Raw genomic sequence first — 22,677 nt, 5'->3', positions numbered from 1 at the left:
TTTCTATCTAGTTAGCTGATTCATTCTCTGTGTTGCGTTTTCTCTTCATAACAATTCCTATAAGGGCGAGACCTACAACAATACTATTGAAGATTACCTGATGTTCAACATAGAAATCACCAATTGACCTGCCAACAGATCCGAGCATGAAATCTAAAAGTGCATCTACCATTTGTTACCACCCTCATCTCTAATTAATTAGGGAAGGAATGATTCCACATTTACTAGAATCATTCCTGTAAAGTACTATTAATACGCCGCAGTCACAGTCTTACCGGAAATAATTCAACGCGCCACTCACACCTATCCATTAATCTACCGGTGTTAACAATACCTTAATCGCTTCCCCGCTTTTAATTTTCTCGTACGCCTCATCCCATTGTGTAATATCAAATTTATGTGTTACCAATGCTTTGGCATCCACACACCTATCATTCATTAATGCAAGGGATGGTTCCCAGTCGTGTGGATTCTGGCTTCTGCTTCCGACAACGCGAATTTCCTTTTGAATAATTTTTTCAAAATCAACAGGGATTTCCGCTGAAGCAAAAATACCAATCTGACCATATTGGCCCTTTTTCCGTAACAGATCCAGCCCCATTTTTACAGCTGGTACTGCACCGGAGCATTCAAATACAAGATCCGCACCGTATCCATCCGTTAATCGATTTACGACTTCTTTTACGTCCTCTTCCTGGATATTAACGGTATAATCTATCCCAATTTCCCTGGCTTTATCCAGACGCACCTTGTCATTAGTTAAGCCAGTAATAATAACTGTTGCGCCTTGGCTTTTCGCAACCTGTGCTGTTAACAGCCCGATTGGACCAGGACCAGTTACAACAACAACGTCACCTTCATGAATCGTTGTTTTGGCAACAACATGGTGGGCACATGACAATGGTTCAGTCATTGCCGCTGATGGAAAATCAACATTTTCCGGAAGTTTGTGGACACTTTCTTTGCGGGCGATCAAATATTTCGCAAATCCGCCATTCTGCTGTGTCCCCAAGCCCTTTCGATGGTTACACAGATTATAATCACCGGTTTGGCAGTATTCACATTCACCGCAAATATAAAAGGTTGTTTCTGATGTTACCCGGTCGCCTATTTTACATTCACTGACATTGTCGCCAACTTCTACAACAACGCCGGCAAACTCATGTCCCAATGTTACCGGAGCGGCTACTTTATAATGTCCTTCATACGTATGAATATCCGAACCGCAAATCCCTGCATACTTCACTTCAATTTTTACTTGATCACTCCCGACTTGCGGTTCTTCTTTGTCCTGTATTTCCAAATTTCCAAATCCAAGTTCTGTTTTGACTAATGCTTTCATATAAGCTCCTCCTATTCTTCTGTCTGAACGATTGCTGGCAGAGGAAAACATTCTTGCGAGCGGGAACAAAGGAAACACACTCCGATGTTCCCATATTTAGTGACAATAACCCTGTCAAATAATCTCTTAATTAAACAAACTGAAGATCTTAAAAATAACCCAGTTTACGATATTACCACCCTGGTCAATACTGGATATTTTTGCAGAACCTTCTGGCATATCGAAGCTTGCATTTTCTGCCATTTGCGTAAAGATCGGTGCGACATCGGTTGCAATATACAAAGAAATAGCAATCATAATGGTTCCTGCAATAACCGAATGCACGATATTTCCTCTGGCTGCACCTACGATAAATGCGACAATAAACGGAATCGTTGCTAAATCACCAAATGGCAATACCGTATTACCTGGTAAAATAACCGCTAATAAAACAGTGATGGGAACTAATATCAACGCGGTCGAAATAACAGCTGGATGTCCTAAAGCTACTGCCGCATCAAGCCCAATATAAATTTCCTTATCGCCAAACCGTTTATTTAGCCATTCTCTTGCAGATTCCGATACAGGCATTAACCCTTCCATCAGGATCTTAACCATTTTCGGCATCAAGACCATAACTGCCGCCATTGCCATCCCGATTTCAATGATATCGCCAACACCATAACCTGCTAGTGCACCTATAAGGGCGCCCAGGAATAATCCGATAAAAATAGACTCTCCAAAGATACCGAATCGCTTTTGAATCGTTTCTGGATCGGCATTCCAATTTTTTACCCCAGGGATTTTTTGCAGTAATTTAACCAGGAAAATTCCTGGTGAGTAAGAAATGGTACTACCAGTTGCCAGCGAAACACCTGGTAATTCATAAAATTCACTAACCATCGGCACCGTCCAGTCGGCTACTTTCAGACAAACAATTTGGAAAATTACTGCTGCAATTAACCCTTGAACGATACTATCCGAGATTGCATATACCATTGCAGCCATGAAGGTATAGTGCCAGAAATTCCAAATATCCACGTTCATGGTTTTCGTTGTTTTTGTTAAAAGCATGATGACGTTTACAATTAAACCAAGCGGAATAATGAATGCAGCTACAACGGATGCCCAAGCAATCGATGATGTAGCAGGCCATCCTACATCAATAACATTCAAGCTTACTCCTAAATTTTCGACCATCCCTTGTGCGGCTGGTCCCAGATTATCAACAAGCAAATCGATTACTAAGAAAATACCAACAAATGCAACACCAATTGTTAAACCGGAGCGAAATGCTTTACCTGGCTTTTGTCCGAAGAATAAACCTAGTAAGAAGATAACGACTGGAAGAATGACGGTAGCTCCCAAGTCTAAAAAGGCTTGTATAAAATCGACAAATCCTTGCATGGATTTTCTCCCCCTTATAGTTATGAATTTTCCCGATTTCCCCGACCTCGAGGAAATCGGTTCAATAGCTGCTATTTTTTTAATTCCTCTAGTATTTGTTTCTTTGTATCTTCTGTACCAATACCTGTCAGGAATGAACGCGCATTGATCACTGGGAATGGGTATTCCTTTTTTGTCATTGCCGTCGTTACGAGTAAGTCAGCTGTATCAACATATGCCCCTACTTCCGCAATTTTAATTTGTCTTAAATCAACACTGAGATTGTTTTCCTTCGCCATTTCTTCAATAGCGCTATTTACAACCGTTGATGTCGCGATTCCTGCACCACATGCTACTAATACTTGTTTCTTTTCCACATTACTCACCTCCTTTAAAGGTAAAATCCAGTTTACTTTCCAAAAATGCTTTTACATTTGCATTGCTTTTTTCACTAGTTAAATAGGTTAATGTTTCTTGATCCTGAAAGATATGCATTAAACGCTGCAGTAATGACAGCTGTGAATGTGCCTCATCCATTGCAAGCATAAAAACCAATTTAACTGGAGTAGTCTCATCCGGATCTCCCATCACGCCAAACGCAACTGGATCCTTTAAGACAGCGACACTAATCGCCTTCTTATTCACATGCTCCACGTCGGTATGGGGAATGGCTACCGAAACACCGCTAGTTGGCAAGCCCGTAGCAAATTCTGCCTCACGGGCAATGATTGCCTCCGTGAAAGTTGTCTTTACGAGTCCCTTTTCAGTCATGTTTTGCCCCATAGCTGTTAAAACTTCTTCTTTCGTTTCCCCTTCTAAATCCAGGAGAATGATAGATTCGTCAAAATAGATATCACTCAATTTCTTGCACCTCTCGTCTAAGTTGTTTAGTCTACGGAATATTTTCTTATTATCGTATAGATTTCTTCTACTGAGGCAGCATTCACGACAACATCTCGATCTTTATCAGAGCCCGCAAGCTTCATTAGCTGCATCAATGCTTTCAAATGCTGCTGCTTATCTAGTGCAGCTATGACAATTACCAGGTTAATGGAATAATCATCTGTGAATTTCACACCCTCTTTAAGTCTGAGCAGACTCATGGAAACATCATTTACCCCTTCATCTGGAGCCGCATGCGGAATGGCGATATTCGATCCTATCACAATGTATGGATCCTTCTCGCAATGCTTAATCATGGCTTCTACATATTCCGGTTCAATATGTCCGCTTTCCATTAATGGCTGGGCACTCATCCGGATTGCTGACTCCCAGGAATCAGCAGCATCGCGCAGTGTAATCTTATTCGGTGTTATTAAATCACTTAAATTTGCCGTTGGTCGCTCCTCCAGCCGCTGTTGCTTTACAGACGCAGTCTCATCCCGATTAATATAGCGGTATAATTCTTTTGAAAGTTCTTGTTCATTATCGATCGATGCGTAGTTTTTAATGATGTTCATGATATCGTCTACATTGAAATCAGAAGGAATGTAGCCGTGAAGCTCCATCATGACCTGTTTGCGCAATCGACTTTTCTCCTCACGTTCGAGAAATGAATTGGCAATAAACAGCTTCTTGTCTGTTTCCAAAAATATCGGCGAAAAAACAAGATCATAATCCAGTTTGTAAGCTTGAAACTCCCTTACCGATAACGAATCCAGAAAGATAAACTCCGGGAATAATTCGCGTAATTCACTCAGCATTAACCGTGATACGGAGACCCCTTTTGGACACACAACAATTGCTTTCACTTTTTCCTGGATGCTGTCCCCCTGTCTGGTTAGCCAGCCACCAATTAACATTGTCAAATACGTTGTTTCACTGTCTGGTATTTTCATCCCGATTAAATCGGTTAACGGCTTTGTTGATTTCTGCACGAGATGATGTAATGCCATAAAATCCTTACTAACAGAATCCTGCATATCATTTGTTTCCATAAGATGATATTTAATTCGGTAATAGGCAGGTTTTACATGGAGGAGCAGCTTATTTAGCAATTGCTCCCGATCCTGAATGACAACACATGCCCTTTTTTCAAATAACCGCAGCATCTCATCCAGCGCCTGCTGTAAATTCGGGATTGCTTCCTCGGTTAAATACTCCGACCAATATACGTTTGTTGTAAGTAGGTGCAAGGTAATAAATAATCGTTCTTCCATCGGAATAGCTTTAAAGTCATAGAGAATTTCCTCTGTGGCTTGATATTCCTTTGTATCCGATAATTCCTCGTATTTAATATAAAATGATTTCACTTGCTTCCCTTTTTTAATTCTTCTTAATACTAAAATGAGTGTATATGGCATAGTGGTAACTTTTTCATCGGTGAATTGCAAATTCAGCTTTCTTTCTACCTGATCGATTCGTTTATCAAGCTCGCCAATTTCATTCTCTTGAATTCCTGCTAATTTACGGAGTCTATCGGTGCCATTCGGCATTTCCAGAATTTTATAGGTAACCTGAATAAGCAATTTTCGAATTAGAAATTCATTACCTTCCATTACATATCCCAATCGTCTGGAATAGCGGATTGCAAGGTCGTAATCCGCCACATAATCCTGCGCACGCTTCAAATCAGTAAGCACTGTATTTTTGCTGACCTCCAATTCACTTGTAAAATGAAGCAAGGAAAGGTCGTCATTACTTAACAGCATCATGACGATAATATAAATCCTTTGTTTCTCGGAAAGGATGTCCAGATCTTGTGGCATGCCGTCCTGTTCACTGTTCAATTTCGTAAATACGGTTTGATCAATAATAAAATGGCCTTGTCTCGTGCGTTCAATTGCAGGAAGATTGTTATGCAGAAGCCAGTCATTGATTTTGTTGAAGCTGTAACCAAGCTGTCTTCTAGTCAAGTCATATTTCTTCTCAACATCCTTGCTCGTAATACTTGGATTACTGATTAACGCCTCTAAAATTTTATTGCTCCGATCATCAAGTTGCATGATAACCCGCCTTTCACTATTAAGTGTATCACTGGCAGCGATCGTTATGAACACGTTTTCATTGCAATCTGTCGAACATATTTTGTGCAATATTGTGATTTACTTATGGTGGAGGGTGGGGTTTTACAATAATGTATAGGGGATAGAACTTGTCCCAGAAATTCCTTTGTAAAACAAAAAAAGGCAAGGAAACCTTACCATCATCCCTTTGCAAGATGAAATTTATCAATATAGCATCGAAAACTGACATTTTAAACCTAGGAACACTCTATGTATCTTTATGCAAAAGTGGGGAATATCTTATAAGGGGAAATCCTGTGGTAAAGGGCGGGGCAAAGGATAGGTTTCTTTTCCCACCCGTACCAAACTAATAAGGATAGCAGCTATAAATATACTCCCTGGTAATGCCTACCAATAGAACGATTTTTAAAATGTATTATGTGACTCCGCTTGATAACAGAAAGCGGTTGAGGAATATCATCTTGTATGGTAAGTATCTCGATTTTGATCTCTCATAAAAGTAATAATATAAGCGAACGCAACTAAATCTCACCGTTTACCTGTTTAAACGGTTTCACGTAATTTATCCATCAACAGCACATCTAAACCCCATGTTTCCCGTAGAACTGTCAATCGTGTTAAAGCTTCGGGCTGCTACCCGGTAACGATTGCAATAAGATTGATGACATAAATAGGACCCACCCTTAATTACCTTGGTGGAACCTGTGTCAGGCCCTTGAGGATTTAATCTGCCACCTTCTTCTCTATTTATTGAAAACCAATCGGAACACCATTCCCAAACATTTCCGGAAACATTATATAAGCCAAAGCCGTTTGGGGGAAATGATTTGGCGGGTGCCGTTCCAAGATACCCATCCTCCTTACTGTTTTCGACCGGGAAACTGCCTTGCCAAATATTGCAGTTATGCTGACCATTTGTAACTAGCTGATTACCCCAGGGATATTTTTGCTCTAACCCACCTCATGCCGCATACTCCCATTCCGCTTCTGTTGGTAATCGTTTACCAGCCCAATCGCAAAATGAGAGAGCATCATTCCATGAAACATGGATGACTGGGTGATCCATTCACTGATGAGCCCGGTCCTTATGGATGAAACCAATCTGCACCCTCAACCGTAATTCGGAATACGGGGGCGAGCCTGATACTTATCTGGATGACGTTTATAATCCGCATTACTTTTTAAAAAAGCTATTCCAATTTTGAAACACATTTTTCATGTTCCCTGTGCCGTATGGGCAGGAAGGGCTTTGTAATCTGGTTGTTTCATTGCTTTGAATAGGGCATCCAAAAAGATATAGGACACAAAGGGTTTTTCTTTTGTTGGCATCTCAAACAGTATTAATTTAACTTCTTTACGCTCCTCTGTGGCCTTTTCTTGTTGTTTTTTTAAGCGTTTATGATACGCATTTCTCTGGTTTTCATTCATGACGGGAAGATACTCTCGAAGCTGATCCATAACTTCTTGTTGGAGCAGATGCAAAGGCTTGTTTGTCTGGAGTGACGTGTAGATCTGGCGGATATAGAAGTTCGTCGTGTTGTAGAGATTTTTGCTGGCTTCGGTTAAGCGACTGAGATGGGAAAACAAAGGATGGCAAAGTTTAATCCATATTTGCTGTGTTTCGTACACGTGTTCTCACCTCCTTGACATTAGTATACGTATTTTGATTCGTTCTGGCAAGGAAAAACATGGGTTAAGACCGGCCGATTCATCCCCCACCTATAGAGGATGGGGGTGTTCTCGGTCTTTAGGATAAAATTGTGTAAACCGCAAACCGTCAGTGGCAACCTGGTCAATATTCGGGGTATCAATTTCACTGCCAAAGCATCCCAAATCCGAGAACCCTGAATCATCCGCAAGTATCAATAGCAAATTAGGCTTTTTTTAATTCATCGTCCCTCCGGAATAAATTCGTTTTTCTTTACACTTTTTATAATATAATCATCAGCGGAGGCATCACCAAGTCCATTGACCTCTGATCCTCGTAAAAGGTCATCATTGACATGCTGGCTTCTCCCTGTAGGGGAAACCTTCTTTACACTTCTCCACTAGGTTTAGCTATCGGTGTATAGGCTGGTAGTGGTGTATCAAAGTCAGGGGTGCCATCTGGTTTCCAATTGATTTTCTGAATCCTTGGACTCCTGAGTTTTCCCAATCCATGGTCTCCTTCCCCCTCTGAAAAAGAAAATGCGTGATAGACGATCCAATCCTCTGTTTCGTCTGGAGATTTAGTAAAACTATTATGCCCAGGAGAAAATACTCGGTTCTTTACATTTTTCGAGAAAACTGGCTCTGGACTTTTTATCCAAGAATCAGGATCAAGAAGATTAGCCGTTTCACACGCTGTAAGCATACCTAAGCAATAGTCATCAGACCACGTTGCACTTGCGGAAAAAACTAAAAATATTTTTCCATCCCTCTTTAGAAATATAGGTCCTTCATTTATTGCCATTCCACCTTGTTTCTCCCATTCATCTGATGGGGCTGATATTAATACGTTTTCACCTATTAATGTCCACGGGTTTTTCATTTTTGCTATGTAAAGTGCTGATCCATAATCAGGAAAATACCCATATCCTGAATAAACAAAATATAATTCATCCATATGTTGGAGTACAGTTCCATCTAAACCAGAATGTTCGGTATTAACAGCATCCTTGAAATGCCAATCACCCAGCAACGGATCAGGTGAAGAATTTTCAAGCACAAAGATATGACGAGTGTCATCTCCACCACCATCATTGGCAGTAAAATAAATGAACCACTTTCCATTAATATAATGTATTTCAGGGGCCCAAATATTGTGGCTATAAGGACCTTCTGCTGGTGGAGTCCATATTATTTTTTTCTCTGATGTTGCGATTCCTGTTACCGTTGGGCTCTTCCAAATTGCTATATGATTAGACAAAGTGATCATAAAATAGTAGTACCCGTCTGTATGTTTATAAACATAAGGATCTGGGCCACTTTCAAGTAAAGGATTCATAAACATTTCACTTTTTTCACCTGTAACGTTGTTGTGGGGTTGGGTTTTCATTTTTAGTACCTCCATAAGTTAAGTACAATACTATACTCTATTTTTAAAATGGTAGACATCTAAAACCTTGTGATGTTTACCTCAATTACCTCCATTTACACTAGCTTATTCAGAATAAGCCTCTTCTTTTAAATATATTTATGTTGAAAATATATAATAATAGGCAAGAAACTAGCAGTATCACCTAGTGTCTTACCTATTAAGAGCGTTAAAACTCATTCAAAAAGAATATTATTTTATTCTTCTTTCATTAATTTCACGAATCTTTGTTACATCTACTTTTGCTTTTCTATCTATGGTAAGTAATCCATTTATCTCTTGTTGCACATCTGTTACCTGTGTATAACAGAAACCACATACATAGTCGAGATCCTGAATCGCTTGATGAATACGGTCAAAGCGTTTTATAAACGCCGCTTCATCTTTCACCTGGTTGCCGTAACCCCAGCCACTTTCTGAAGCAAACGCAATACCGCCAAATTCAGAAATAATAACAGGTTGTCCTTTATAGCCATAACCTTTAGCAAATGGATAGCGTTCCTTATTATGCTGGATGTTATTTGAAAGCAACTCTTCATCATTTTCGTAACGCTTCCTGAATTCCTCTCCAAATTCTTCATAATCATGGAGCGTGATAATATCTGAAATGGTATGCTCCCAACCGTCATTTGTTACAACTGGTCGCATGGAATCAAATGTTTTTGTTAAATAATAGATACCTTCCGTAAACTTTTGCTGTGCATCACTAACAAAGACATCCCCTATCCCCCAGGATTCATTAAATGGTACCCATGTAATGATACAAGGATGATTGTAATTTTGTTTCACTATTTCTAACCATTCATTTGTGAAATTAGACACAGCTTGATCATTGAATGTATACGTTGCGCCAACCTCTGACCATACCAGTAAACCTTTCTTATCACAAAGATAGAGGAAACGATTATCCTCAATCTTTTGATGCTTTCTGACACCGTTGTAACCCATTTCAATTATCTTATCAATATCTGTTTCAAGTGCTTCTACTGATGGTGGGGTTAAATCACTTTCCTCCCAATAGCCTTGATCTAATATTAGGCGTTGGTATAATTCTCGATTATTTAAAAGTATTTTCCTACCTTCAATCGAAATTTTGCGCATTCCAAAATATGAATTAACCAGATCTACTGAATTACCATCTTGAAATAACTCAAATTGGATATCGTATAAATTTGGAGTATCTGGACTCCAGCTCTTCATACTCCAAGGATTACCTTTCTCAATAACACTTGCTGAAAACTTTGCTATTCCATCGATTACATTTACCATTACCTTATTAATTACTTTTCCTTCAAAAGTAATCTCAGCACTGGCCGTAATATTTGCATCAGAATGCAATTTATTCGTGTACAATTCAACGGCAATTTCTCCTTTATCATACGCAGGTGTCATTTTCACATAGTCCATATGTATTGGTGAAACATATTCCAGCCAGACGGTTTTCCATATACCAGTCGTTTGCACATACCAACAACCAAAGTTATCTTTTAACCATCTTTGTTTGCCACGCGGTTGGGCACAATCGATCGAATCCTCCACTTTAACAACTATTTGATTTTCACCTTGATGTACATAGTTGGTAATATCAAATACAAAAGCAGTATAAGCTCCTTGATGATTCCCTACTTTTAATCCATTAACCCATAGTGTTGTATCATAATCCGCTCCTTCAAAATGAAGCAATACATTTTTATCGTGCGCCATGTTAATTGTGCGTTCATACCAGACAACTGGGTGATGTGAAGGATCCTTTATACCACTCTTTTTTGTTTCATAGCTAAATGGAACTTGAATAGTTTTATCTTTCGGAATACCATTTGACCAATCATTCACTTCCCCAATATTTTTATCATCGAATGCAAATTGCCACTCACCATCAAGTGACTCCCAATCATTTCGGGTAAACTGTGGTCTTGGATGTAATTCTTTCATTTTGTTTCCTCCTTAGGTTGATCATTTAAAACTTTTCATGAATTTTTAATGAGCGATTTTTCGCAAGTATAATAATTCCAGCTCCCATATACAGAATTAAACTGATTATATCCATCGTAAAATATGAAAATATACCACATATCAGAAACCAAATGGGAACCTTCTTAGGTACTATGCCTTTTTTTAAATAGGTCCTTGTTAGATAAATAGTTATTAAACCTAGTAAAATGAGTAAAATCCCGAAGATAGAAGCAACGCTATAAATACTCCCTAAGAGAGAGTTTAACCCTTCTCTTTCCACAAAAGATAATTCAGCAGTATGTGACCCTTTTTGCCTTATATAAGGTCCATAAATAAAGATAGTTATGAGTCCATCTAATAGCTGCCAGCCAGATGCAATATAAACTAAAGTTTTTTCCATTTTATTAGACATTCTCACAGCTCCTTTTTAACCTTTTATACCAGCAGAAAGCGACATTGATTGTATAAAATACTTTTGTGCGAATAAATATATAATAAACGTCGGAATAATAGCTATTACAGCTCCAGCCATGAGTATAGTCGGTTGTGATATGTACATTCCTTGTAATAACTGAAGTCCTGCAGTTATCGGCATTTTTTCAATATCGTTGAAAACAATGGATGGCCATAGAAAGTCATTCCACGAACCTGTAAAACTGAATAAGGCAACAACCATTAAAATAGGTTTTAGTTGTGGCAAGACAACTTTAAAAAATATTTGAAAATCCCCGGCACCGTCTACTTTTGCCGCCTCATCATATTCGAGCGGAATATTCGCCAAAAATTGCCTTACCAGGAAAATATTAAAAACCCCAGCAGCCCCGGGAACAATTGCTGCCCAATAAGAATTAACCCAGCCAAGCGTATCAACAATTTTATACAAAGGGACTAAGTTAACAACAGCTGGAAACATCATTGTAGCCATTAAAAACATAAAAATAATATTACGGCCTTTAAAACGTAATCGACCGTAAGCGAATGCAGCTAAAGAGACTACGACTAAAACTAATAGCGTATGAACAACAGATATAATTAATGAATTAAAGAACCATTGTAACAATGGTGTACTATAGTTATCTACTAAAAGTGAAGTGTAGTTAGTGGTTACCCATTCAACGGGCAAAAATTTAAAACCCATCGTCTGAAATTCCATATCATCCTTAAATGATGTTACTAGACCCCATACTAACGGGATAACCCATATAATTGCCATTAATAGCAGAAATAAAAAAGCTACTAATTTAGGAAAAGACAGTAGTTTAGATTTCATTCATTCTTCACCCCACATCTATTCTTTGTTCCGTAAAAAGAGAAATTGAATAAACGTTACAACCATGATACATAGACCAAGGATAATGGCCATGGCTGATGCGATACCCGCAATCGGTTGACCAGATCCAAAGGCATTCTGTTGAATATCCATTAACAAAACTCGTGTAGAGTCAGCTGGACCTCCTCCCGTAAGCATCAAAGGCTGACCATATACATTAAATTGAGCAATGGTTGTAATAACTACTGTATAAAGTATTGGCCCACGAATGCTTGGAAGTGTAATTTTAAAGAACTTTTGAACAGCGTTAGCTCCATCTATGGATGCAGCCTCATAAAGATCTCTAGGTACACCATTCAAAGCGGCTTGGTAAATAATCATGTTGCCGCCAATGCACCACCACACTGTTAAAATCACAATAGCTGCCCAGGCATATGGCTGAGTACTAGTCCAAAGAATTGATTCACCCAGGAAATTATTGATAGGTCCTTGATTCACATTAAACATTAAGGTCCAGATAATCACGACAGCGGAAATAGAAAATAAAGTTGGCATGTAAAAAATAGATTGATAGAACTTATGAAATCTTGGTTTGGCATTTAAAGCACTAGCCAGCAATAGCGGTACGATTATACAACTAGGAACAGATAAAATGACAAAAATGAATGTATTTTTAAATCCGTTTTGGAATTGTGTATAAAAGGATGAATCCTTTTGGAACAAGATCTCCTTGTAATTCGCTAATCCGACAAAATCTGCTTTCCCAATCAAATCCCAACTAGTAAAAGAAATGTAAATCCCATAAATAATCGGCACTAGAAAAAAAACACTAAAGATCAACAAATGTGGTGTAATAAAAACCCAAGGAGTCCAATTCACAGACTTTCTATTGGACGGTTTTATCTTCGTCTTTGGCTTTGGCTGTGGCTGTGGCTCCATAGACTTCACAGGTACTTCCACTGCTACCCCTCCAGAATAATTATTTCATGGAAGCTGCATTCTAGTTTATTTTTATAGAAACAGCTTCCATTGCTTTACGTTTAATTCTTCGCTTTCTATTTATTTGAAGCATCCTTAGCTATTTTATCTTCTAGTGTTTTTTGAATATCAGCAAGTCCTTTATCGACAGGAATTTTTCCAAATATAATATCAAGACCCTTTGCATCCAGCTCTTCTGAAACATACCCATTGTATTTATAGTCAAAGATCTTCAGTGAAGCTTGTACTTCAAGATCTTTCAATAAGAATGATTGAGCCATTTTTTGATATTCTGGATCATCAAGAATTTTAAGTGAAGCTGGGTTTTGTCCTGCTTTTGCCCATTCTAGTGAGTTGTCACGAATCCAATCTATAAAAGCTACAACACCCTTAGCTTTCTCATCCGAACGATCTTTACTGTTAAACATAACAAATTGATGGGATGAAGACCAATTGACCATTTTGCTCTTATCATCCGTAAGTTGTGGTGCATTGGTTAATCCATATTCGAATTTTGCATCTTTTAAACTATTATTCATCCAGATTCCTTCAGGATAGAAGATTAATTTCTCTTGAAGGAATAATTGCGCAGGGTCTTCCCCATCTTTGTTTGTAACCTGTGACTCATATAAATCAATCCATTTTTGGAATGTTGCTTTTGCTTGATCGTTATCAATGGTTGGGTCTATACCATTTTCCGTTAACTTCCCAACATTTTGTGCGTACAAGGAAAGAAAATTCGGTTTAACCCACGTAACTCCTAAGCTAGTAATCTTATCCTGCTGTGATTTTTCCCCGGCAGCTTCAAGTTCATCAAACGTAACAATATTATCGTCAAGTGCCCCTGGAGCATATTTTTCTACTAGATCTTTGTTGTAATACATTACGAATGAATGGATATCAAGAGGAATACTGTATCTAGATCCATCTAAATCTCCAATTTTCCATGCTTCTGGCATATAATTTTCTTCTTTTATTTCTGGGTAATCACTTAAATAATCATCATAACTAGTTAACATCTCATTATCTACATACTGTTTAATACGTTCTGCATGAACAATCATCAAATCCGGAATATTTTCCCCAGAATTAACTACCGTCTGAATTTTTGTATACATATCTCCCTCTTTTAGGGAAATATTTTTTATTTTATATTCTGGATCTGATTTGTTATATTCATCTACCATTTTTTTCATATTTTCACCATCCGGTCCTGTGAATGGATTCCAAAAGACAATTTCTTTACTTGAACCAGAACTTGAACCGGAAGAATCACTGCCACAGGCGGATAATACGGCAACAAGAATCATTGCCATAAATAATAGACCTAGTTTTCTCATTTTTACTGCCCCCTAATTTAATTTTTTCATCAACTTACTAAAACTGTTAACTGTTAACTGTTAATAAGGATTATATCCCCCCTTAACGTAAATGAATTAAGTTAACTTATTAGTTAATAAATGAACTCTTTAAGTATACAAAATATATGTAATAAATTTGTTTTTTTGTTTATTTTATTAAAGAATACGCTTACAGCAGAGGTTTGTCAATATTATTTTTAAAATTTATGATTTATTTCAGTTTTTTTGTTGTATTAAAAAAGCTATCCATACGCTAAGGATAGCTTTTTTTTATCAATGTACTACTCTATACTCTATTTGGAAAATTCTACTCTAAGTTTAATATCCTGTTCGTGGTCTCCAAATTTTTTACCAAAGAGATTGATTCCACCTTTATGGATGGCATCTTCCTTAATCCCAATCCGCAATGATAAATAATTTCTATCTAAAATATTTAAGTCATCTACTGTAACGTTAGAAAGATGAACGTCATCGATAGTAGTTTCCTTGTTCGTTACTTTCCATGTCTTTAACGTCCCGTACTGTGTACTAGTTGACTCTGCCCAATATTCCGGGTTTAGTTTTCCTGGACGGTCACCGAAATCTCCAGGGCTTGTCCATGTTCCTATTTCAATTCCATTAACCCATATCGTAATATCAGATGGCCAATTATGATCATGATTTGGGGCTTCCGAACAGATTTCAACCGAAAACTCTACTTTGCTAACGTTTGTCTCAGGAGGAACAATAAGCGGGAATTTATATTCAAAAAAACCTTTTCTTGTCCAAATTATCTGGGCGCGAGAACGTACTGGGTTGAAAAAGTGAACTGGTTCATCCTCCGGGATCAGAAAATTTTCTTGATCTGCCATTCCACAAGTAGGAGCGACATCAAAGTCAACATATTGCCCAATTGGCATCTCTAAAGCAAATACCTTCTTGTCACTGTTCTGACTTGGACTTGCTTTTAGTTGAATATGGATATCATCAAAATTTCGTGTACAAACCTTCATTGCTCCTCTGCTTGCCGGCCGCAGCTCTGTCAAAATAAGACCCGATTCCTCCAATACTTTAACATGGGATGCGGCGGTTGATACAGGTATCTTCAAAGTAGTGGCTAATTGGTGTATGTTCATATTACCTGTATTTAATAGACTAATAATGTTTAACCGTTCATCGGATGACAACGCATGGGCAACCTTCTGTAACTCTTTTAATTTATTTATTGATAACTCCAGCACAGTTATTCCTCCCTATAATCATTCCTTTTACTCATTAATCTAATATAAACAAAAAAGTGATAAATATCCATCTTTTTTAATTATATTGGATGAATCTCGTAAGTTAATTCTGTAATACCTTTGGCAGAAATTTGCCGCCGACTTCCTTCAGACATGACGGTCGCCCCCATGTCGGAGACACAACAAAAAAGCCTTGGTTTTTAGACCAGGGGCTTTCCATACAATTTAGTATTATTCTTTATATTTTTTCTATTAAAAAATCCTACTTATTCTTGTTTAAAACATCAAAGGCCACAGCGGCAAGCAACACCAACCCTTTAATCGCTTGTTGCCAGTCTATCCCAATCCCCATCAAGGACATTCCATTATTCAATACTCCCATGACTAGTGCACCGATTACCGCTCCAAACACTGTCCCAACACCCCCAGTGAAGGAAGCACCACCAATAACCGCTGCAGCAATTGCATCCAGTTCAAATAAATTACCGGCTTGAGGTGTAGCAGCATTCAATCTCCCAGCAAATATCATACCACTGAGTGCAGCTAGAACACCCATATTCACAAATACCCAAAACTTCATTTTCTTTGTTTTAACACCAGATAATTGTGCTGCATTTACATTACCACCGACGGCATAAATATGTCTTCCTGTAACCGTTTTATTCATAACAAATGTGTATCCGATAATTAATACCAATAATATGATTAAAACATAAGGAATACCTTCATACTGTGCCAGTACATATGTAAACACATTAATAACAGCTGTAAAAAGAATAAGTTTGACAATGAATAAAGGAAGCGTTGTCGTTTTAAAGTTATACTTTAGATCCGTTCTTCGTATCCTCAATTCATTAATGATATATATAATTGATAATACTATTCCTACGACTATCGTAAATAGTTGAATCTCTCCTTCTCCACCAAAAATATCTGGTAGGAAGGCGGAACTTAGGCTTCGAAAACTGTCAGGAAACGGCGCGATCGTTTGACCTTGCAAAACGACTAAAGTCAATCCCCTGAAAATCAACATGCCTGCTAGTGTTACAATAAATGAAGGAATATTAACGTAAGCAACCCAAAAACCTTGCCACGCACCAATAATTGCACCAAAAACCAGGCATAACAAGATTCCAGCGAAAACTGGCAAATCCCACGATACTAATAACACCCCGGATACAGCCCCGATAAATGCCGCAACTGATCCAACCGAAAGATCAATTTCACCAGTTATAATAATTAACATCATACCAATTGCCAGTACGATAACATAACTATTTTGCATAATAATATTTGTGATATTCAACGGTGTTAATAGAATGCCATTAGTTAAAAATTGAAACAAAATTGCAATGCCCACCAAAGCAATAATCATCCCAAATCTTCTTACATTACTATTAATTAGATTTTTTATTCCATCCACTTTTTAAGACCTCCAACTGTGTGTCATATACGTCATTAACTTTTCCTGATCTACTCTATCTTTTTCAAAATCACCTGTTATTTTTCCTTCATTTAGTGTATAAATCCGATCACACATCCCGATCAATTCAGGCAACTCAGATGAAATCATAATAATGCTCTTCCCGGATTCGGCAAGCTCATTGATGATCTTATATATTTCGAATTTCGCTCCTACATCTATCCCTCTTGTGGGCTCATCAAGGATTAATACATCCGGATCCGTAAATATCCATTTCCCCAGAACAACTTTTTGTTGATTTCCACCGCTTAAATTCAAAACTTTTTGTTGAATGGTAGGAGTTTTAATGTTTATTTTTGATTTAATAGATTCTGCCTCACCAATTTCTCTACCTTTTTGAAGCACATTTTTGCTTGAAACTTTTTTTAAGTTTGCAAGCGTGATGTTATCTTTAACACTATCGATTAAAATTAACCCGTATTCCTTCCGATTCTCGGATACATATGCTACACCATGTTTAATTGCATCATTTACATTTTTAAATCTTACTTCTTTTCCATCCTTATACAGTTGGCCTGATATTTTTTTACCATAGGATTTCCCAAAAACGCTCATTGCGAGTTCTGTCCGTCCGGCGCCCATTAGCCCTGCGATCCCAATTATTTCGCCTTTTTTAACATATAAATTAACATCATCCAATATTTTTCTTCCTGAATCGATCGGGTGAAAGGCTGACCAATTTTTAATTTCAAAAACGGCTTTATCTTCAATTTCATGGTTACGTTCCGGAAATAAATTTGTTAAATCTCTCCCAACCATATCCTTAATTATTTTATTTTCTGTAATTTGGTTTTCATTCAAATGATAGGTTTGAATTGTTTGTCCATCCCGTAAAACGGTTATACTATCTGACACCTTGAATAGTTCCTTTAATTTATGCGAAATTAAAATGGATGTCATACCTTGTTTTTTGAATTCCAAGAGGAGATTTAGAAGATTTTCACTATCATCTTCATTTAACGCTGCAGTCGGTTCATCGAGAATTAATAATTTTACTTTTTTTGAAAGTGCCTTCGCAATTTCAACTAACTGTTGCTGACCTACCCCAATATTTTTAATCAGTTCTTGTGGATCTACTTTTAACCCCACTTTTTTTAATAGCTTTCTTGTTTCAATTATTGTTTCATTCCAATTAATAACGCCCTTAACAGCTTGTTCATTACCAAGAAATATGTTTTCAGCTATCGATAATTCAGGTATTAGTGCCAATTCTTGATGGATAATCACTATACCGCGTTCTTCACTTTCATTAATGTTCTTAAAGTTACATATGGTATCCTGAAATAAGATATCGCCTTCATACGTTCCATATGGATGGACACCACTTAAAACTTTCATTAATGTAGATTTGCCAGCCCCATTCTCCCCTATCAGAGCGTGAATCTCGCCAGGTTTAACACTTAAATTCACATTATCCAACGCCTTAACACCTGGAAACGTCTTGGTTATCCCCTTCATTTCCAATATGGATTCAGCCATGTTAATCACACCCTTTGTGTATGGAGTAAGTTCGGTGATTTAGCAATGCACACTGCACATGCTAAATCACCGAGTATTTTTATTTTAATTGGTCTTCCGTATAGTAATCCGTGTCTACCAAAACCTCTTTATAATTGTCGATATCTACTGAGATAGGTGCCAGTAAGTAAGAAGGAACCACCTTTTCTCCATTATCATATGTCTCCGTATCATTAACTTCGGGTTCTTCCCCTTTAAGTACGGAGTCAGCCATGTTTACGGCCTGTTTGGCCAATTCTCTGGTATCTTTAAAAATTGTTTGGGTTTGTTCACCAGCTATTATTGATTTGATGGAAGATAACTCCGCATCCTGTCCTGTGACAATCGGCATTGGCTTATTATCCGAACCGTATCCAACTGCCTTTAATGAAGAAATAACTCCCCGGCTAATGCCATCGAATGGTGAATATACAACGTCTATATTTTCACTGGAATAATGGGCGCTTAACAAGTTGTCCATTCTTTCCTGTGCTTTTGATCCGTCCCAGCGCAGCGTTGCACCTTGCTCAAAACTGGTCTGTCCACTCTGCACGACCAACTTCCCTTCATCAATGTATGGCTGCAGTATTGACATGGCACCATCCCAGAAGAAATATGCATTATTGTCATCAGGTGATCCTGCAAATAATTCAATATTAAATGGACCCTTCCCTTCCTTTAATCCCAACTTCTCTTCAATATATTCACCCTGAAGAACACCTACCTGAAAGTTATCAAATGTTGCGTAATAGCTTACATGATCACTATTCATTATTAAACGGTCGTATGCAATTACTGGAATATCTTGATTCTTTGCTTGTTCCAACACATCGGTAAGAGCTTCCCCATCTATGGATGCTATAACAAGAATGTCAACACCCTTTGTAATCATGTTTTCAATTTGTGACAATTGATTTTCAACAACATCCTCCGCATATTGCAGATCTACCGTGTAACCTAAATTCTCAAATTCCTTTTTCATATTTTCTCCGTCTTTAACCCAACGCTCAGATGATTTTGTAGGCATGGCAATACCAACCGTCTTCTTGTCACCTCCATCTTCTCCACCAGTGCTGTTGCTACAACCCACCATGGCAATTACCAGAACAAACATTAGCAATACCCAACTGATCTTCTTCACTTTGGTTCCCCCTTTTCTCAATTTAATAAGCTGCATAGTCAGAAAGCATTAGATAGCGCTTACACAAAACCCATAAAATAAGCAAACTATGTATATTATATCTAACTACACACAAATTCTAGCTATCACCTAAATCGTTCGTACAATATAGGAACAGTTATCACCCATCTTGTACGTACATTTATTATAAAATATAAAGTGCTATTTGGCAACAAGATTTCTAAAAATCTTTCTTAATAAACAAAAAACATCTCGTACGAAAACGAGATGCCCTGCCTTTAAGAGGTAATTTTCTCATGATTTACATCCATTGTCGAATTTCTGATCATCAGTTCCGGCTTATAGATAACCGATTCAACAGGCAGTGAGCCATTACTTTTATGATGCGATTTCAATTTAATCAAGTCAATAATTGTACTAGCAGCATCCCTGCCCATTGTACTTTTGGGATGATCAATCGACGTTAATTTCACTTCAGACACATCAGTTAACACGGAATTATCATAACCAACAATAGATATATCGCCTGGAACATTAATTTTCTTTTCACGTAATACATTCAGCACCTTAATAACAAGCTCATCATTATAGCATACGATTCCTGTTACAGAATTTGTTCTGGATGCAAGCATTTTCGTCAATTCTTCAACCGGCTTCGTATGCTTGCCTTTCGTATCATATGTGATGATATTTTTAGGGTTTAACGATATTCCGTACTTCCTATGAGCCTTTAAAAATCCCTTCATCCGCTTGGTTCCTTGCAGATCATCGGTTTTAAAACACCCAATAATCTCTTGATGCCCCAATTTAATCAAATGCTCCGTCTGCATAAATCCACCCTGTTCATCATCCATGACAATGCTTATCGGCTCTAATTCATCGTAATAAGCATTAATCATAATGTATGGTATGGACAAGCGTTCGAGATTTAAATAATATTTGATATTGGGATTGGAATAGGCACTTTTCGTCGGTTCCACAATGACGCCATCAAATTTATGGACAAGTATTTTCTCCAGGATTTGCCGCTCCTTCTCATGATCATTATCCGTACTGAAAATACTCACTTGATATCCTTCCTCGCTTAACTTCGACTCAGCTCCTCTTATAATTGAAGGGAAAATATAATCGGAAATATAGGTCGTAACAATCGCTATATTCTTTTGACTACTCACATTCTGACCATCATTTGCAGTTGACCTGTCTGCACAAAACGTCCCTGATCCTTGTTCACGATATAGCCAGCCCTGTGTTACTAAATCACCAATTGCGAGACGAACCGTATGACGGCTAACCCCAAACTCCTTCATCAGCTCACTTTCTGAACTAATTTTTTGATTTGACGTATATGTCCCGTCCATTATTTTTGATTTAATTGCCTGCTTAACAATGTTATATTTCGTTTCCATAAATGCACCTCAGCTCGTTTATACACTTATACTCATTCGTATAAGTTAAGCTTAACATAAAAATACACATTTACCTATTTCCAAAATTTAATGCAGAGCTATATAGCACAGCCCTGCATAATAAAAAATTAATTCCAAACGGCCTTACTTAATTTTAATTCATTCCGAAGATTCCTTGATTTGGTATCCTTGTCAATCACGATGCACTCAATATTTGTCATATCGGCAAAATCATATAATTGCTCTATCGTTACATCAAATGAAAAAACTGTATGGTGCGCTCCACCTGCGTAAATCCACGATTCGGTTGCTTCGCTTAATGAAGGCTTAGGCTTCCATAGAACTTTCGCAACCGGCAAATGTGGTGTCGCTTTGGTTGCCTGTTCGCCCTGCACTTCATTAACAACAAGTCTATATCTTCCCCCTAGTTCAATAAGTGAAGCAACAACCGCTTTACCGCCCCGTCCATCAAACACCAATCGAGCTGGATCACTTTTCCCGCCAATTCCAAGTGGCTGGACAACTATTTTTGGTTTCGTTGCTGCAACAGTTGGACAAACTTCCAACATGTGCGATCCTAAGATCATTTCATTGCCGGGCTCTAAGTGGTACGTATAATCCTCCATAAAGGATGTCCCGTTGTTACCGGAAATAACCTTCATCATTCGTAGTAATGCTGCCGTACGCCAATCGCCCTCACCCGCAAAACCATAACCTTCTGCCATTAACCGCTGGGCTGCTAATCCTGGCAATTGTTTCATCCCATGTAAATCCTCAAAATTTGTCGTAAACGCATTATACCCCCGCTCTGACAAAAATGCTTTAAGGCCTAGCTCAATTCGTGCTTGTTCCAAAATGGAATCCCGTACTGGTCCTGCCTCATTTGCTTCATCAGGCAGTTCGTACAACTTGTTATATTCTTCAAACAGCTCCTCAATTTCTTCATCGGATACTTTTAACATTTCCTCTACCAAATCACCTATGCCGTAATAATCAACTGTCCAGCCAAATTTAATTTGTGCTTCCACTTTATCCCCATCAGTAACCGCAACGTTTCGCATATTGTCGCCAAAGCGGGCTACCCTGATGTTAGTACCTTCCATAACGGCTACTGCTGTTTTCATCCAGCTCCCGATTTTCGTGGTAACATCAGGATTTTCCCAATGTCCGACAACTACTTTGCGCGGAATGTTCAAACGTGTACCGATAAATCCATATTCACGATCCCCATGGGCGGATTGGTTTAAATTCATGAAATCCATATCAATTTTATCCCAAGGAATATCACGATTGAACTGTGTATGCAAATGCATGAGCGGCTTCTGCAACGCTTTTAGTCCGGCGATCCACATTTTTGCTGGTGAAAAAGTATGCATCCACGTAATAACCCCAGCGCATTTTTCATCACGATTTGCTTCAAGCATTAAGGAATGAATAGCGTTAGCGTTTGTAAGTACTTTTTTGAAAGTGATGGAAAATGGCAAGTTACCATTTTCATTTAAGTTTTCCGTAATCACTTTGGAATGATCATCTACTTCCTTAAGTGCATCGTCTCCGTATAGATGCTGGCTTCCGGTGACGAACCAAAATTCATAAGGTTTAATTGTTAGCATTTA

20 protein-coding genes and 1 pseudogene are annotated in these 22,677 nt (G+C 38.0%); all 21 read right to left on the bottom strand.

Going from position 1 to position 22,677, the window contains the following annotated elements; all coding sequences use genetic code 11:
- Nucleotides 1–7 precede the first annotated feature (7 nt).
- On the bottom strand, nucleotides 8–172 hold the full coding sequence (locus tag CZ382_RS23990) for a hypothetical protein (RefSeq protein ID WP_188724715.1): 165 nt from the start codon (nucleotides 170–172) through the stop codon (nucleotides 8–10).
- 138 nt (nucleotides 173–310) lie between these two features.
- Nucleotides 311–1,342, bottom strand: a complete 1,032-nt coding sequence (locus tag CZ382_RS17245) for a zinc-binding dehydrogenase (RefSeq protein ID WP_088052430.1) — start codon at nucleotides 1,340–1,342, stop codon at nucleotides 311–313.
- A gap of 126 nt (nucleotides 1,343–1,468) precedes the next feature.
- Nucleotides 1,469–2,728 carry a galactitol-specific PTS transporter subunit IIC gene (locus CZ382_RS17240; RefSeq protein ID WP_088052429.1) on the bottom strand — a complete coding sequence of 420 codons (1,260 nt, stop codon included), beginning with the start codon at nucleotides 2,726–2,728 and terminating at the stop codon, nucleotides 1,469–1,471.
- Between the two features lie 71 nt (nucleotides 2,729–2,799).
- A complete protein-coding gene (locus CZ382_RS17235) occupies nucleotides 2,800–3,084 on the bottom strand; it encodes a PTS sugar transporter subunit IIB (RefSeq protein ID WP_088052428.1) in 285 nt (94 codons plus the stop codon).
- A 1-nt stretch (nucleotide 3,085) separates the two neighbouring features.
- Nucleotides 3,086–3,568: a PTS sugar transporter subunit IIA gene (locus tag CZ382_RS17230; RefSeq protein WP_088052427.1), complete on the bottom strand. Its 483-nt coding sequence runs from the start codon at nucleotides 3,566–3,568 to the stop codon at nucleotides 3,086–3,088.
- 26 nt (nucleotides 3,569–3,594) lie between these two features.
- Entirely contained in the window at nucleotides 3,595–5,652 is a 2,058-nt protein-coding gene (locus CZ382_RS17225; protein WP_088052426.1) for a BglG family transcription antiterminator, read from the bottom strand.
- Nucleotides 5,653–6,235: 583 nt separating this feature from the next.
- Nucleotides 6,236–6,739, bottom strand: a pseudogene (locus tag CZ382_RS17215) (formylglycine-generating enzyme family protein); the annotation flags it as partial.
- Between the two features lie 149 nt (nucleotides 6,740–6,888).
- A complete protein-coding gene (locus CZ382_RS17210; protein ID WP_088052424.1) occupies nucleotides 6,889–7,302 on the bottom strand; it encodes a hypothetical protein in 414 nt (137 codons plus the stop codon).
- A gap of 90 nt (nucleotides 7,303–7,392) precedes the next feature.
- Nucleotides 7,393–7,539 carry a sulfatase-like hydrolase/transferase gene (locus CZ382_RS17205; RefSeq protein WP_286170904.1) on the bottom strand — a complete coding sequence of 49 codons (147 nt, stop codon included), beginning with the start codon at nucleotides 7,537–7,539 and terminating at the stop codon, nucleotides 7,393–7,395.
- Between the two features lie 169 nt (nucleotides 7,540–7,708).
- Nucleotides 7,709–8,710, bottom strand: coding sequence for a glycoside hydrolase family 43 protein (locus CZ382_RS17200; RefSeq protein WP_088052422.1), 1,002 nt, complete (start codon nucleotides 8,708–8,710; stop codon nucleotides 7,709–7,711).
- A 231-nt stretch (nucleotides 8,711–8,941) separates the two neighbouring features.
- Entirely contained in the window at nucleotides 8,942–10,681 is a 1,740-nt protein-coding gene (locus CZ382_RS17195; protein WP_088052421.1) for a glycoside hydrolase family 2 protein, read from the bottom strand.
- A gap of 25 nt (nucleotides 10,682–10,706) precedes the next feature.
- The gene (locus tag CZ382_RS17190; RefSeq protein ID WP_088052420.1) at nucleotides 10,707–11,114 is read right to left on the bottom strand and encodes a hypothetical protein; all 408 of its coding nucleotides are present in this window, start codon (nucleotides 11,112–11,114) and stop codon (nucleotides 10,707–10,709) included.
- Nucleotides 11,115–11,129: 15 nt separating this feature from the next.
- Nucleotides 11,130–11,972, bottom strand: a complete 843-nt coding sequence (locus CZ382_RS17185) for a carbohydrate ABC transporter permease (RefSeq protein ID WP_088052419.1) — start codon at nucleotides 11,970–11,972, stop codon at nucleotides 11,130–11,132.
- Nucleotides 11,973–11,990: 18 nt separating this feature from the next.
- Nucleotides 11,991–12,911: a carbohydrate ABC transporter permease gene (locus tag CZ382_RS17180; RefSeq protein ID WP_088053523.1), complete on the bottom strand. Its 921-nt coding sequence runs from the start codon at nucleotides 12,909–12,911 to the stop codon at nucleotides 11,991–11,993.
- Nucleotides 12,912–13,027: 116 nt separating this feature from the next.
- Nucleotides 13,028–14,290 (bottom strand): extracellular solute-binding protein, encoded by a 1,263-nt coding sequence (locus tag CZ382_RS17175; protein ID WP_088052418.1) that lies wholly within the window; start codon nucleotides 14,288–14,290, stop codon nucleotides 13,028–13,030.
- A 314-nt stretch (nucleotides 14,291–14,604) separates the two neighbouring features.
- Complete coding sequence (locus CZ382_RS17170) at nucleotides 14,605–15,531, bottom strand: ArsR/SmtB family transcription factor (RefSeq protein ID WP_088052417.1); 927 nt, start codon at nucleotides 15,529–15,531, stop codon at nucleotides 14,605–14,607.
- Nucleotides 15,532–15,793: 262 nt separating this feature from the next.
- Nucleotides 15,794–16,954: a multiple monosaccharide ABC transporter permease gene (mmsB, locus tag CZ382_RS17165; protein WP_268811329.1), complete on the bottom strand. Its 1,161-nt coding sequence runs from the start codon at nucleotides 16,952–16,954 to the stop codon at nucleotides 15,794–15,796.
- Between the two features lie 3 nt (nucleotides 16,955–16,957).
- Nucleotides 16,958–18,493: a multiple monosaccharide ABC transporter ATP-binding protein gene (gene mmsA, locus CZ382_RS17160; RefSeq protein ID WP_088052416.1), complete on the bottom strand. Its 1,536-nt coding sequence runs from the start codon at nucleotides 18,491–18,493 to the stop codon at nucleotides 16,958–16,960.
- Nucleotides 18,494–18,572: 79 nt separating this feature from the next.
- The gene (gene chvE / locus CZ382_RS17155) at nucleotides 18,573–19,652 is read right to left on the bottom strand and encodes a multiple monosaccharide ABC transporter substrate-binding protein (protein ID WP_327365727.1); all 1,080 of its coding nucleotides are present in this window, start codon (nucleotides 19,650–19,652) and stop codon (nucleotides 18,573–18,575) included.
- A gap of 278 nt (nucleotides 19,653–19,930) precedes the next feature.
- Nucleotides 19,931–21,061: a GntR family transcriptional regulator gene (locus tag CZ382_RS17150; protein ID WP_088052415.1), complete on the bottom strand. Its 1,131-nt coding sequence runs from the start codon at nucleotides 21,059–21,061 to the stop codon at nucleotides 19,931–19,933.
- A gap of 128 nt (nucleotides 21,062–21,189) precedes the next feature.
- Nucleotides 21,190–22,674, bottom strand: coding sequence for an L-arabinose isomerase (gene araA / locus CZ382_RS17145; RefSeq protein ID WP_088052414.1), 1,485 nt, complete (start codon nucleotides 22,672–22,674; stop codon nucleotides 21,190–21,192).
- Nucleotides 22,675–22,677: the final 3 nt, after the last annotated feature.

Origin of the sequence: Virgibacillus dakarensis (assembly GCF_900155625.1) — a bacterium.
Classification (GTDB): domain Bacteria; phylum Bacillota; class Bacilli; order Bacillales; family Amphibacillaceae; genus Lentibacillus_C; species Lentibacillus_C populi.
The sequence above is the reverse complement of the archived record's forward strand: the minus strand, read 5'-3'. Positions and strand labels throughout refer to the sequence as shown.